Source organism: Pseudomonas sp. P4_D7 (assembly GCF_056401755.1).
The window spans coordinates 16334-29495 of sequence record NZ_JBFUIR010000039.1; the positions used below are offsets into that span (position 1 = coordinate 16334).

13 protein-coding genes, 4 tRNA genes and 1 pseudogene are annotated in these 13162 nt (G+C 59.1%); 6 read left to right on the top strand and 12 right to left on the bottom strand.

Going from position 1 to position 13162, the window contains the following annotated elements:
* Positions 1–4 precede the first annotated feature (4 nt).
* From AC1DVF_RS21695 to AC1DVF_RS21705, 3 genes are all read right to left on the bottom strand, one after another.
* The gene (locus tag AC1DVF_RS21695) at positions 5–220 is read right to left on the bottom strand and encodes a hypothetical protein (RefSeq protein WP_007959584.1); all 216 of its coding nucleotides are present in this window, start codon (positions 218–220) and stop codon (positions 5–7) included.
* A 65-nt stretch (positions 221–285) separates the two neighbouring features.
* Complete coding sequence (locus AC1DVF_RS21700; protein WP_476335966.1) at positions 286–975, bottom strand: energy-coupling factor ABC transporter permease; 690 nt, start codon at positions 973–975, stop codon at positions 286–288.
* Positions 972–1439, bottom strand: a complete 468-nt coding sequence (locus AC1DVF_RS21705; RefSeq protein WP_477783117.1) for an FAD/FMN-containing dehydrogenase — start codon at positions 1437–1439, stop codon at positions 972–974. The genes AC1DVF_RS21700 and AC1DVF_RS21705 overlap by 4 nt, the downstream gene beginning before the upstream one ends.
* 130 nt (positions 1440–1569) lie before the next feature.
* On the opposite strand from AC1DVF_RS21705, the gene AC1DVF_RS21710 reads away from it, so the two are divergent.
* The 5 genes from AC1DVF_RS21710 (at position 1570) to AC1DVF_RS21730 (ending at position 5002) form a co-directional block, all read left to right on the top strand.
* Positions 1570–2196: a DUF1780 domain-containing protein gene (locus tag AC1DVF_RS21710; RefSeq protein ID WP_007909887.1), complete on the top strand. Its 627-nt coding sequence runs from the start codon at positions 1570–1572 to the stop codon at positions 2194–2196.
* On the top strand, positions 2193–2720 hold the full coding sequence (locus AC1DVF_RS21715; protein ID WP_116255860.1) for an MOSC domain-containing protein: 528 nt from the start codon (positions 2193–2195) through the stop codon (positions 2718–2720). The genes AC1DVF_RS21710 and AC1DVF_RS21715 overlap by 4 nt, the downstream gene beginning before the upstream one ends.
* Positions 2721–2771: 51 nt before the next feature.
* Positions 2772–2945 (top strand): DUF3094 domain-containing protein, encoded by a 174-nt coding sequence (locus tag AC1DVF_RS21720; RefSeq protein ID WP_007909875.1) that lies wholly within the window; start codon positions 2772–2774, stop codon positions 2943–2945.
* Positions 2946–3008: 63 nt separating this feature from the next.
* Positions 3009–4307 (top strand): NAD(P)/FAD-dependent oxidoreductase, encoded by a 1299-nt coding sequence (locus AC1DVF_RS21725; RefSeq protein WP_186625101.1) that lies wholly within the window; start codon positions 3009–3011, stop codon positions 4305–4307.
* 287 nt (positions 4308–4594) lie between these two features.
* Complete coding sequence (locus AC1DVF_RS21730; protein ID WP_477783118.1) at positions 4595–5002, top strand: HvfA family oxazolone/thioamide-modified RiPP metallophore; 408 nt, start codon at positions 4595–4597, stop codon at positions 5000–5002.
* A gap of 63 nt (positions 5003–5065) precedes the next feature.
* On the opposite strand, the gene AC1DVF_RS21735 is transcribed toward AC1DVF_RS21730, so the two are convergent.
* From AC1DVF_RS21735 to rluD, 9 genes and pseudogenes are all read right to left on the bottom strand, one after another.
* Positions 5066–5929 carry a methyl-accepting chemotaxis protein gene (locus AC1DVF_RS21735; RefSeq protein ID WP_371748319.1) on the bottom strand — a complete coding sequence of 288 codons (864 nt, stop codon included), beginning with the start codon at positions 5927–5929 and terminating at the stop codon, positions 5066–5068.
* Positions 5921–6691: pseudogene (locus tag AC1DVF_RS21740) on the bottom strand (MCP four helix bundle domain-containing protein); the annotation flags it as partial. The gene AC1DVF_RS21735 and the pseudogene AC1DVF_RS21740, both read right to left, overlap by 9 nt.
* Before the next feature lie 165 nt (positions 6692–6856).
* Positions 6857–6933 (bottom strand) — tRNA-Pro (locus AC1DVF_RS21745).
* A 97-nt stretch (positions 6934–7030) separates the two neighbouring features.
* A tRNA-Lys gene (locus AC1DVF_RS21750) sits at positions 7031–7106 on the bottom strand.
* A 5-nt stretch (positions 7107–7111) separates the two neighbouring features.
* Positions 7112–7188: transfer RNA gene (locus AC1DVF_RS21755), tRNA-Pro, on the bottom strand.
* Between the two features lie 9 nt (positions 7189–7197).
* Positions 7198–7273: transfer RNA gene (locus AC1DVF_RS21760), tRNA-Asn, on the bottom strand.
* Positions 7274–7570: 297 nt separating this feature from the next.
* On the bottom strand, positions 7571–10135 hold the full coding sequence (clpB, locus tag AC1DVF_RS21765) for an ATP-dependent chaperone ClpB (RefSeq protein ID WP_093434855.1): 2565 nt from the start codon (positions 10133–10135) through the stop codon (positions 7571–7573).
* A gap of 130 nt (positions 10136–10265) precedes the next feature.
* Complete coding sequence (gene pgeF / locus AC1DVF_RS21770; protein WP_477783119.1) at positions 10266–10988, bottom strand: peptidoglycan editing factor PgeF; 723 nt, start codon at positions 10986–10988, stop codon at positions 10266–10268.
* Positions 10985–11947 carry a 23S rRNA pseudouridine(1911/1915/1917) synthase RluD gene (gene rluD, locus AC1DVF_RS21775; RefSeq protein WP_034153865.1) on the bottom strand — a complete coding sequence of 321 codons (963 nt, stop codon included), beginning with the start codon at positions 11945–11947 and terminating at the stop codon, positions 10985–10987. The genes pgeF and rluD overlap by 4 nt, the downstream gene beginning before the upstream one ends.
* Positions 11948–12098: 151 nt before the next feature.
* Between rluD and AC1DVF_RS21780 the strand changes: the two genes are divergently transcribed.
* A complete protein-coding gene (locus AC1DVF_RS21780) occupies positions 12099–13115 on the top strand; it encodes an outer membrane protein assembly factor BamD (protein WP_093434846.1) in 1017 nt (338 codons plus the stop codon).
* Positions 13116–13162: the final 47 nt, after the last annotated feature.

Sequence of the window (13162 nt, forward strand, 5' to 3'; positions counted from 1 at the left end):
TCGATCAGGGCCGCATAAAGCCGTAGTCCTGATCGTCGTCGAGGTTTTCCGCCAGAAAGCGCAACTCGTCGGCCAGGTCTTCGGCGTTGCGCACGGCCTTGCTCTGCTGCACCACCGCACTGAGCAAGGCGCGCAAACTCAACCCCGGGTCGAAACCCACTTCCTGCGCCATCTCCAGACTCTGCCGGGTTTCCTGCCTGGCCCACTCGTAAACACTCATGCCGCTGCTCCTGAAGGGATTTGCGCGAGCATGAAATTTCCCGCGCGCAGCGGGTTTGATGTGGATCAAGACTTCGGATCGTCGTCCTTCCACGGCGCCGAAAGGTAGCGTGTGCGGTTGAAGGTCTCCAGCCATTCCGGGCTGAATACCACCAGAGCACTGACGATCATGCCGTTGATGAACGCCTCGGGGAAAATGATCAGCCACACGTAACCGATGAAGTCTTCCAGCCATTCCGGCATGGCGAAGAGGCCGTCGTACCACAGCAGCGTCAGGCTCAGGATCAGGCACAACAGGGCTGACAGCGCGGCGGCAAAGAAGCCGGAACAGAAGATGTACACGAACGGATTGCGTGGCTGAGCACGCTCGACGAGGATCGCCACACACTCGGTGACCAGCACCGGCAGCAAAATGAACAAGGCGCCATTGACCCCCATCGCCGCGAGATCCTGACGCCCGAGCAGCACCAGGCCGATTTGCGCCACCAGCCCGCCAACGATCGCCAGCGGCCAGTCCAGCAACAGGGTTACCGCCGTCATACCGAGGAAGTGATACGACACGCCCGTGTCGAAATCCCTGCGCATCAACCACAAGAGAAACAACGCAAACACGGTGCCGAACAGCAGATGCTGACGCCGGCTGTCGCTGAACAACTCGACCCACGGCGCACGCACGATCGCCCAGAGCAGCACCGGCAGATAAATCAGCCAGCCCAGCAACAGACTTTCACTTGCCAGCACCTCGACGCCGATCATGGGCGCGCCTTCTCCAGTGCCTCGCGCAGGTCACCCGCGTTGGCGTACTCACGTTGCGAGAGCAATCGACCGTCCTTGAGTAGCAACCACAACACCTGGCCTTCCGCGCCGGGATAGCGCGACGCAACCCGTCCTTCTCGATCCAGCATGACCCGATAGTGGTAGTCGCGCATGGCCGGTACGGCAAACATTCTGGCAATCAGCGCCGGCATGCGCTGAATGTCGGCAACGAACACCGCGTGACGGGCCTCCAGATAGCCCTTGGGCTGATCCTTCAACGCTTCCTTGATCAGCTTGGCGCCGTCCATATCCCGTGCCACCAGCAGCGTGGTGGTGCTGTTATCGAGGGTGAAGGGTTGCTCGTACTGATCGAGCAACGTCCAGGGAGCCAGACGCTCACCGGTTTCGAGCGCATGGGCACACAGCGGAAAAACAGCAAACAGCAGCAGCCAGCGAAATTTCACGATGAGTCCTCACGGTTTGGCGCAAATAATCGATTTCCATGAGTCTACACCGCCCTTCTCCACTGCCCACTGATGCACTTTGCCGCGGAACGCTTTCAGCTTGTCGCATTTGAACGCTAAGCTTGGGCTTATGGATGACTCAGATTATTTACGCCTGCTGACCATCGCGGCCGAGCAGGCCAACGCCTTTCTGTCCAATGCCCGCAAATGGGAGCGTGAGCGTTGGGTTTGCCAGCGCCTGCTGCAAGGCCTGAACATTCCCTACCGCGCCGACGAATTCGCGCCGGCCGGCGAGCCGCCGGACGTATTGTTTCGCGATGCCAATTTCGAGGTGTTCTTCGTGCTCGACGAGGGCCGTCGGCTCAACGACGAATGGCGCGATGAATTGCAGCGACGACGCAGCGCCTTTTCCCTCAGCCAACTGGTGCGCCGCGAAGCCAAGCCGAAACGGATTCCGGCCAATGAATTCCTGCTGCGACTGGCACCGACTTTGCGCAAGAAAGCGCATAACTACAAGGAACGCGGCATGGATCTGGGCGAACTGGATATCATCGCCTTCGCCAGTCTTAAACGTGAGGTGCTGGATCTGAACAGCCATTTCCCCCCGCCTACTGAATACCTGCGCCAAGGCTGGCGCTCGCTGTCCCTCGTCGGCCCGACCTTCGCCCGCGTGCTGTTCGCCCACCCGGATGCGCCGGACTTTCTGCGCAGCAACCTCGGCCGCAGCATCGTCTTCGACGTCGGGATCAGCCTGTGACGCCACTTCAGCAATTGATTGCCGATGTGCCACAGACCGGGTGTGTGCGCTGGATTGGCGTGCGCCCTGATTCCCGTGGGCCGATGATCGAACTGGATGCCGTGGAGGCGCGACTTGAGGCCGGGCTGACCGGCGATCATGCGCGCCCCGGTGTGCGTAATGCGCGCCAGGTAACGCTGATCCAGTGGGAGCATCTGGCGGTGATCAGCGCATTGATGGGGCGTGCGCACGATCAGCCGGTCAAGCCTGAAGATCTGCGCCGTAATCTGGTTATCAGCGGTATCAATTTGTTTAGTCTCAAGGGTCGGCGCTTTCGTATCGGTCAGGCAATATTCGAAACCACGGGCTGGTGTCAGCCCTGTGCACGCCTGCAGAACAACCTCGGCCCGGGCACCTTTCAAGCGGTGCGCGGGCATGGCGGAATTACCGCGCGGGTGTTACAAAGCGGGATCATTCGCCTCGAAGACCGGGTGAGCGTCGAACCGGTTCCGGACAGCGGCTATGCTGCGTTCAACCCCGGATAAAAACCGCTGTAGCTTCTGCCCATTCAGCAACGTCTACCTGACGAGGCAAATATGACCAGCCGCCTGAACCCCGAAGACCAGAAACATGTCGAAGAGTACCTGCAACTGTCCCAACACCGAGTCGAGCGCCGGCCTTTCCGGCCGTGGATGCTCCTCGTGCTGGTGCTGGCAGTGACCATTGGTCTTGGCCTGTTGAGCCGATTTATCAGTTACCTGACGCTATGAGCAGCTTGGCGCTCGCTTGGGTAACCGCACCGATTTCCTTTAAAAACCTTGCGAGTTATCCCTATGTCCCATCGTATTGTTATTGTCGGCGGCGGCGCCGGCGGTCTAGAGTTGGCTACCCGTCTGGGTAAGACTCTGGGCAAGCGCGGCACGGCCAGTGTGATGCTGGTCGACGCCAACCTGACGCACATCTGGAAACCGCTGTTGCACGAAGTGGCCGCCGGATCGCTGAACTCCTCCGAAGACGAACTCAACTATGTTGCCCAGGCAAAATGGAACCACTTCGAGTTCCAGCTAGGGCGCATGAGCGGGCTCGATCGCGCACAGAAGAAAATCCAGCTCGCCGCCACCTACGACGAAAACGGTGTAGAACTGGTGCCGGCGCGTGAAGTGCAATACGACTCGCTGGTGATCAGCGTCGGCAGCACTACCAACGATTTCGGCACTCAGGGTGCGGCACAGCACTGCCTGTTCCTCGACACACGCAAACAGGCCGAGCGCTTCCACCAGCAATTGCTTAATCACTATCTGCGTGCACACGCTGGGCAAACCGATGTGGTCGAGCAGATCAGCGTGGCGATTGTCGGTGCTGGCGCCACAGGCGTTGAACTGGCGGCAGAACTGCACAACGCCGCCCATGAACTGGCGGCTTATGGTCTGGACCGGATCAAACCGGAAAACATGCACATCACCCTGATCGAAGCCGGTCCACGGGTACTGCCTGCCCTGCCAGAGCGTATCAGCGGGCCGGTGCACAAAACCCTGGAAAAGCTCGGGGTCAACGTGATGACCAACGCTTCGGTCAGCGAAGTAACCGCCGACAGCCTGGTCACCGCCGATGGCAACGAGATCAAGGCCAGCCTGAAAGTCTGGGCAGCGGGCATTCGCGCGCCGGGTTTCCTCAAGGACATCGACGGCCTGGAAACCAACCGCATCAATCAACTGCAAGTGCTGCCGACGCTGCAAACCACCCGCGACGAGAACATCTTTGCTTTCGGTGACTGCGCCGCGTGCCCGCAACCGGGTACCGATCGCAATGTGCCGCCGCGTGCCCAAGCCGCGCACCAACAGGCGTCGCTGCTGGCCAAATCGCTGAAACTGCGCATCGAAGGCAAGACCTTGCCGGAGTACAAGTACACCGACTACGGCTCGCTGATCTCGTTGTCGCGCTTTTCGGCGGTGGGTAACTTGATGGGCAATCTGACCGGCAGCGTGATGCTCGAAGGCTGGCTGGCGCGGATGTTTTACGTGTCGCTGTATCGCATGCACCAGATGGCGCTGTACGGGCCGTTCCGCACGGCGATGCTGATGCTGGGCAGCAAGATTGGTCGTGGCACCGAGCCACGCCTGAAACTGCACTAAAACCTGTGGGAGCGAGCTTGCTCGCGAAAGCTTTTGATCAGTCGCAGCAACATTGACTGACAGAACGCTTTCGCGAGCAAGCTCGCTCCCACAATGTTTTGTGTTGATCGAAAGATCTGTTTCCTACTGTATCCCCGCCCCGCTTTTCCCTCCTTCGCTTACAAACTCCCCCGCTCCGCGACACAGACGCGATACACCGCCACCGCTTAATGGCCACACCCGAGCAACACCTGCTCAGGCAATCGTCCTTAACGTGTGGTTGCACAGCGCAGCCCAGGAGAATGTAAATGTCCCGTACTTCGACCCTCGGTAAAAAATCCATTGGCCTGATCGGCGCCGCGCTGGCGGGCGGCCTGATGTTGTCCGGTTCGGTTTTTGCCGCTCAGCCACTGGCGCAGGGCTACATGGTTGCCTCGGCGGAAACCTCGGTGAAAGCGCCGGAAGGCAAATGCGGTGAAGGCAAATGTGGCGATGCTTCGATGGCCAAGACGGACAGCGACGGTGACGGCAAGGTCTCGCGCGCCGAATTTCTGAAAGTCGCGCCGAAGTCCGATTTCGACAAGATCGACACCAACCATGACGGTTTCATCGACGAACAAGAGGCCTACAACAACGTGAAGGCCAACTTTGAAGCCAACGGCAAGAAGATGCCGAAAGGCCTGTTCGAACACCTGAAAGAGCAAGACGGCGCCTGATCGACAATAAAAAACAAGCCGCGCTTCTCCTGAAAGAAACGCGGCTTTTTTACGTCTGCCCGTTTACAACTGGAAGCGCCGTACCATGCCCTGCAAGGCATTGGCCAGTTGCGACAACTCATGGCTGGACGCGCTGGTCTGGTCAGCGCCTGCGGCAGAACGTAACGATAAATCACGAATATTCACCAGGTTGCGATCCACTTCCCGGGCTACTTGCGCTTGTTCTTCAGCTGCGCTGGCGATCACCAGATTGCGCTCATGGATCTCATGCACCGACGCGGTAATGGTTTGCAGCGCCTCACCGGCACGCTCAGCCAAGGCCAGTGTGGTCGTCGCCCGCGCGGTACTGGCCTGCATCGAATCCAGCGCCAGGCTCGAACCGCTGCGCATGCCCTGGACCATCTGCTCGATCTCCTGCGTCGATTGCTGCGTGCGATAGGCCAGCGCGCGTACTTCATCGGCGACTACGGCAAAGCCTCGCCCGCTCTCCCCGGCGCGTGCCGCCTCAATCGCCGCGTTGAGCGCCAGCAAATTGGTCTGCTCGGCAATCGCCCGAATCACGTCGAGCACTTTGCCGATGTCCTGCGATTGATTGGCCAGTGATTGCACCAACTCACCGGTCTGTTGCACGTCGCTGGCCAATGCATTGATGGCCGTGGCGGTCTCACTGACGCGCACCTGACCCAGATGCGCCGACTCGCTGGATTGACGGGTCGCGTCAGACGTCGACACCGCATTGCGTGCGACCTCTTCCACTGCTGCCGTCATCTGGTTGACGGCCGTCGCGGCTTGTTCGATTTCGTTGTTCTGCTGTTGCAGTCCCTGGGTGCTGTCGAGTGTTACCGCATTGAGTTCATCGGCAGCGGTCGCCAGTTGCGTGGCTGAACCGCTGATGCCTTGCAGCGTCTCGCGCAGGTTTTGCTGCATGGTCGCCAACGCTTTGAGCAAGCGACTGACTTCATCGTTGCCATGGGTTTCGATCGGCCGGGTCAGATCCCCCTGCGCGACACTTTCTGCTGCGTTCACGGCGCTGCTGAGCGGACGAACGATACTGCGGGTGAGCATCATCGCCAGTGCCACCGTGGCCAGCGCGGCCAACGCAATAAACAAACTGACAATCGTGCGCGAGTTTTCATAGTGCGCAGCGGACTTCTGGCTTTCGGCGGCGACCTGTTTGGCGAACAGATCCGCCAGGTCGTTGAGTTGTTTGCCGGAGCCATCGACAACGGTTTTCATGTCGACCAGCAACAACCTGGTCAACTCATCACGCTTGCCTTGCTCGGCGAGGGCGAAGGATTGAGCGATACCATTGCGGTACGCGGCGAAGGTCTTTTTGAATTGGTCGTATAGCTGCTGGCCCTCCGGGGTGTCGACCAGTTTGTCGTAGGCGGCGATTTTCTCGCTCAGCTCTTTGTCGCGGGTGTCCATCTGGCTGCGGTAGGTGGCGATATTGTTCGCGTCCTGATCCAGCGCCATACGCAACGAGATGGTGCGGATGCGCAGCATGATCTCGCGGATCTCGTCGCCGCCACGAATGCTCGGCAGCCACTGGTTTTCTACTGCGACTTCACTATCGCGAATGCTCGACATCTGCCCCAGCGCAAACACGCCGAGCAAGGCTACCAACACCGCGATCAGGGCGAACCCCAGGGCTGCCCGGGGAGCAATATTCAACTGACGAAGCAACATGACGAACGCCCTTATTCTTGTATTGGCCAGATTCAAGGGGCGAAAGCCATGGCAGTCCCCTCGTGTTAGCGGGCTATCGGCAGGTTGTATGATGACTTGAAGGGGAAATGAGTTTTTGTCGGACAAAAAAAATCCCCGTATCTTTCGATACGAGGATTTTTAATATGGTCGGGGTAAGGGGATTCGAACTCCTGACATCCTGCTCCCAAAGCAGGCGCGCTACCGGACTGCGCTATACCCCGGTAAAAAAAAGGCGACCTTTCAAAGATCGCCTTCTTCGATCAGCGCTTTTGGCCTCTGATCTTAAGATTCGATCCCAGCGCAAACTGGTTTCAAAAATGGTGGGTCGTGTGGGATTCGAACCTACGACCAATTGGTTAAAAGCCAACTGCTCTACCAACTGAGCTAACGACCCAAAAATGGTCGGGGTAAGGGGATTCGAACTCCTGACATCCTGCTCCCAAAGCAGGCGCGCTACCGGACTGCGCTATACCCCGGTTTGAAATTGGCTCCGTGACCAGGACTCGAACCTGGGACCCAATGATTAACAGTCATTTGCTCTACCGACTGAGCTATCACGGAACTACATATTTCAATTTACAACGGTGAAACTTACTGCATCTAGCCACTCGTTCGCATCGCTGCGTTCGTGTGTCTGAGGCGCGCTATTCTACAACCTAGAACACCTCTGTCAACCCCCTAAATTGCTTTCAAGTTAATGATTTGCAACTTATTTCAGATTTCAACTCAGTGAGCTGAGACCGTCTTGGCGACTGACTGCGGGGCGCACTTTACAAGCCTTTTCCTTTGAGTTCAACAGCCTAACGAAAAAAAAGGCCCCACAATGTGGGGCCCTCGTTTTTTCATTGGCGCTCAGGCTCAGTTGAAAACGATTTCGTCGTTCTCGACAGTGCCGGTTGCCGTGTCGCCCGGCATGAAGTGACCCGAGAGGATCAACTGCGCCAGCGGGTTTTCGATCCAGCGCTGAATTGCCCGTTTCAAAGGACGTGCGCCATACACCGGGTCGTAGCCAACGGCGATCAACTTGTCCATCGCCTCTGGACTGAGTTCCAGCTTCAGCTCGCGCTCGGCCAGACGGCTGCGCAGACGGCCCAACTGGATCTCGGTAATGCCCGCGATCTGATCCCGCGCCAAAGGCTCGAAGATCACCACTTCGTCGACCCGGTTGATGAACTCCGGACGGAAGTGCGACGTCAGCGCATCCATGACTGCAGCACGTTGAGCCTCACGATCACCGACCAGTTCCTGGATCTGTACCGACCCCAGGTTCGAAGTCATGACGATCACGGTGTTGCGGAAATCCACCGTACGGCCATGGCTGTCGGTCAGGCGCCCATCCTCGAGCACTTGCAGCAAGATGTTGAACACATCCGGGTGCGCCTTCTCGACTTCGTCCAGCAGGATCACCGAATAAGGCTTGCGACGCACCGCCTCGGTCAGGTAACCACCCTCTTCGTAGCCGACGTATCCCGGTGGTGCACCGATCAGGCGAGCCACGGAATGTTTCTCCATGAACTCGGACATGTCGATCCGCACCATCGCCTCTTCCGTATCAAAGAGGAATTCGGCCAGCGCCTTGCACAGCTCGGTTTTACCAACACCGGTCGGGCCGAGGAACATGAACGAGCCGCTCGGACGATTCGGGTCGGACAACCCGGCGCGCGAACGGCGTACCGCGTTGGCGACGGCGACCACGGCCTCTTCCTGGCCGATCACCCGTTTGTGCAACAGGCTTTCCATCTTCATCAGCTTGTCGCGCTCGCCCTCGAGCATTTTCGACACCGGGATGCCGGTCCACTTCGACACAACTTCAGCGATTTCTTCTTCAGTCACCTTGCTGCGCAGCAACTGGTTCTCGCTCTTGCCGTGCTGGTCGACCATTTGCAGGCTGCGTTCCAGGTCCGGGATCACCCCGTACTGCAATTCAGCCATACGGTTGAGGTCACCTTTACGGCGCGCGGCTTCCAGTTCCTGCCGCGACTGCTCGATCTTCTGCTGAATCTGCGCAGAACCCTGCACCTCGGCTTTTTCCGAGTTCCAGATTTCTTCCAGATCGGAATACTCGCGTTCGAGGCGGACGATTTCTTCCTGGAGTTTCTCCAGACGTTTCATCGCCGCTTCGTCGCTTTCTTTCTTCAGCGCCTGGGATTCCACCTTCAACTGAATCAGGCGACGTTCCAGACGATCGAGCACTTCCGGTTTGGAGTCGATTTCCATGCGGATGCGACTAGCGGCCTCGTCGATCAGATCGATGGCCTTGTCCGGCAACTGCCGGTCAGTGATGTAGCGATGGCTGAGCTTGGCCGCGGCGATGATCGCGCCGTCGGTGATTGCTACCTTGTGGTGAACCTCGTAACGCTCTTTAAGGCCACGCAGGATGGCAATGGTGTCTTCTTCGCTCGGCTCATCCACCAGAACTTTCTGGAAGCGTCGCTCAAGCGCCGCATCCTTCTCTATATATTGGCGGTACTCGTTGAGCGTGGTCGCGCCAACGCAGTGCAACTCACCGCGAGCCAGCGCAGGCTTGAGCATGTTGCCGGCATCCATCGAGCCTTCGCCTTTACCGGCGCCGACCATGGTATGCAGTTCGTCGATAAACAGAATAATCTGCCCTTCCTGCTTCGACAGTTCGTTGAGCAACGATTTCAGGCGCTCTTCGAACTCACCGCGATACTTGGCACCGGCAATCAGCGCGCCCATGTCCAGCGAGAGCAGACGCTTGCCTTTGAGGCCGTCCGGCACTTCGCCGTTGATGATGCGCTGGGCCAGGCCTTCGGCGATGGCGGTTTTGCCCACGCCTGGCTCACCGATCAACACCGGGTTGTTCTTGGTGCGGCGTTGCAGAACCTGAATGGTGCGGCGAATTTCGTCGTCACGACCGATCACCGGATCGAGCTTGCCATCTTCGGCGCGCTTGGTCAGGTCAACGGTGTACTTATCCAGTGCCTGCCGCGACTCTTCGTGGTTGGCGTCGTTTACCGCTTCGCCGCCACGCAGGTTGTTGATCGCGTTTTCCAGGGCTTTCTTGCTCACGCCCTGGCCGAGCAGCAACTTGCCGAGCTTGCTGTTCTCGTCCATCGCAGCGAGCAGCACCAGTTCGCTGGAAATGAACTGGTCGCCCTTCTGCTGGGCCAGACGGTCAGCCTGATTGAGCAGGCGCGCCAGATCCTGCGACATGTTGACGTCGCCGGTCGGGTTCTGGATTTTCGGTAATTGGTCGAGCTCTTTGGTCAGCTCTTTGCGCAAGCTGTTGACGTCGAAGCCCACCTGCATCAGCAGAGGTTTGATCGAACCACCCTGCTGTTCAAGCATGGCTTGCATCAAGTGCGCCGGCTCAATCGCCGGATGATCGTGGCCGACAGCCAACGACTGGGCGTCGGACAAGGCCAACTGTAACTTGCTGGTTAAACGGTCTATTCGCATAAGTCACCTTCCTTTTGAGCAGGCCGGACCTAAAAACCATCCTGAATAAAGAAACCTGCCAGATACCGCTATAGATGCGGTCGATTCTGCAAGATTCAAGCGTCAGAGCGTTGATTCAGGTCAGGCAAGTCTAGCGGGTGAGCCAGATAAGGGAGGCAAAGCGACCAGTGCGCGAAGCGCGACGGTAGGAGAAGAAGCGCGGATCAGTCACGGTGCAGAAACCGCCACCATAAACAGCGGTGACACCACGTTCAGCCAGACGCAGGCGCGCCAGCAAATAGATGTCAGCCATGAACTTGCCAGCATTGTGGCTTGGCACGAAGGCTGATGCCGCTTCCGGCAATTGCTTGACGAAGAATTCCCGAACCTCCGGGCCGACCTCAAAGGCTTGCGGGCCGATGGCAGGGCCGAGCCAGACCAGTACTTCTGCGGCCGGAACATCGAGACTGTCGAGGGTAGCTTCCAGCACACCCGCCGCCAGCCCCCGCCAACCAGCATGAGCCGCCGCGACACGGGTGCCGGCGCGATCGCAGAACAATGCCGGCAGACAGTCCGCCGTCATCGCCGCGCAGGCGATGCCCGGCGTTGCTGTCCAGCTGGCGTCTGCGGTCGCAACAATGCCCGGATCCGCATGCGCCACGGCAATTCCGTGCACTTGCTGCAACCAGGCAGGCTGTATAGAGAAGTGATCGGTCAGGCGTCGACGGTTCTCGGCAACGGCCTCAGGACGATCATCAACATGATCGCCCAGATTGAGGCTGTCGAACGGCGCCTCGCTGACACCACCCTCGCGGGTGGTGACGCAGGCTTTGACGCTGGCCGGCGCAGGCCAGTCCGGCGTCAGCCAGTTCATCCGATGAAGGCCTCGCGATCCTGCTTGAGCAGGGTCAGCAGCCAGACGAAATCTTCCGGCAGCGGTGACTCCCAGCTCATGCGCTCACCGGTCGTCGGATGATCCAGCTCAAGGAAGCGCGCGTGCAGGGCCTGACGCGGGAAATGCTTGAGGGATTCAACCATCGTCGGGTTCGCGGCTGGCGGAATGCGGAAACGGCCGCCATACGCCGGATCGCCGACCAACGGGAAGTTGATGTGCGACATGTGTACGCGAATCTGGTGAGTACGACCGGTTTCCAGCTTCACCCGTACGTGGGTGTGCGAGCGGAAGCGCTCCAGCACGCGATAGTGGCTGACGGCAGGCTTGCCGCCTTCCATCACCGCCATGCGCTGGCGCTGCTGGCCGTGGCGACCGATCGGGGCGTTGATCTTGCCCCCGGCAGTGACCACACCGATCACGATGCACTCGTAGATGCGGCTGACGCTGCGACTCTGCAGTTGCGTCACCAGCTTGGTCTGCGCCTGAATGGTCTTGGCCACCACCATCAGACCGGTGGTGTCCTTGTCCAGACGATGCACGATACCGGCGCGCGGGACATTGATGATGTCCGGCACGTGGTGCAGCAAGGCGTTGAGCAAGGTGCCATCGGCGTGACCGGCAGCCGGGTGCACCACCAGGCCCGCAGGCTTGTTGATCACCAGAATGTCGTCGTCTTCATAGACGATGTCGAGTTCGATGTCCTGGGCGATCCATTCGCCCTGGGCTTCCTGCTCGGCAGTCAGCTCAAGGATGGCACCGCCGTGCACGATGTCGCGAGGGCGGATGACCGCCCCGTCCACAGTCAGGCGACCTTCTTTGATCCAGGCGGAAAGGCGCGAGCGAGAGTGCTCAGCGAAGAGTTGGGCAGCGACTTGATCGAGGCGTTGGCCGCCCAATTCGGACGGCACCTCTGCGCGAAGTTCAATTTTATCGGACATGCTCTGACTGTGCGTCGGCACAGCTTTTGGTTTCGGCTGCGCGCTTGTGGTTAAATACGGCGTCTTTTGCCCCGAGGCTTTTCAACGGGGCGCTCATCATAACAGGACGGCCCCGCCCAAGACAGCGGCCGTCATAGGGACGCAAGCCGCCATGCAAGTGAAACACCTGCTGCTGATCGCCATCCTCGCATTGACCGCTGCTTGCTCATCGAAGGAAGTCGTAGACGAAAACCTCAGCGAAGCCGAGCTGTATCAGCAGGCTCAGACTGACCTGGACAACAACAGCTACACCAGCGCCACAGCCAAGCTGAAGGCTCTGGAGTCGCGTTATCCGTTCGGTCGCTACGCCGATCAGGCACAGCTGGAGCTGATCTACGCCAACTATAAAAACGCCGAGCCGGAAGCTGCAAAGTCTGCCGCCGAGCGTTTCATTCGTTTGCACCCGCAGCATCCGAACGTGGATTACGCGTACTACTTGAAAGGTCTGACCTCGTTCGACCAGGACGTCGGCCTGCTGGCGCGCTTCCTGCCGCTGGACATGACCAAGCGTGACCCGGGCGCCGCGCGCGACTCGTACAACGAGTTCGCCCAGCTGACCAGCCGCTACCCGAACAGCCGCTACGCGCCGGACGCCAAGCAGCGCATGATTTATCTGCGCAACCTGCTGGCCGCCTACGAAATCCACGTGGCCGACTACTACCTGACCCGTCAGGCTTACGTAGCCGCTGCCAACCGTGGTCGCTATGTCGTGGAAAACTTCCAGGAAACCCCATCGGTCGGCGACGGCCTGGCGGTGATGACTGAAGCCTACCAGCGTCTGCACCTGGACGACCTGGCAGCCACCAGCCTGGAAACCCTGAAGCTCAACTACCCGAACCACCCGAGCCTGCAAGACGGCCAGTTCGTGCCACGGGTTGCCGAAGCCGACAACCGTTCGTTCCTGAGCAAGGCGACTTTGGGTCTGATCGAGTCGCGTCCACCGCTGCCGCCGGGAGAAACCCGTGCCAACCAGGACGTGCAGAAGCAGTTCCAGGACGCGAAAGACGCAATTCCGAACGAGCTCAAGCCTAAAGACGAAAACGGCGACGTGATCGAAGAGCCAGAGCCTGAGTCGAGCAACACCGACCGCTCGTGGTTCAGCTACATGACTTTCGGCGTGTTCGACTGATCACACCGGATGTACAAAAAGGGAGATCTGCGGATCTCCCTTTTTCA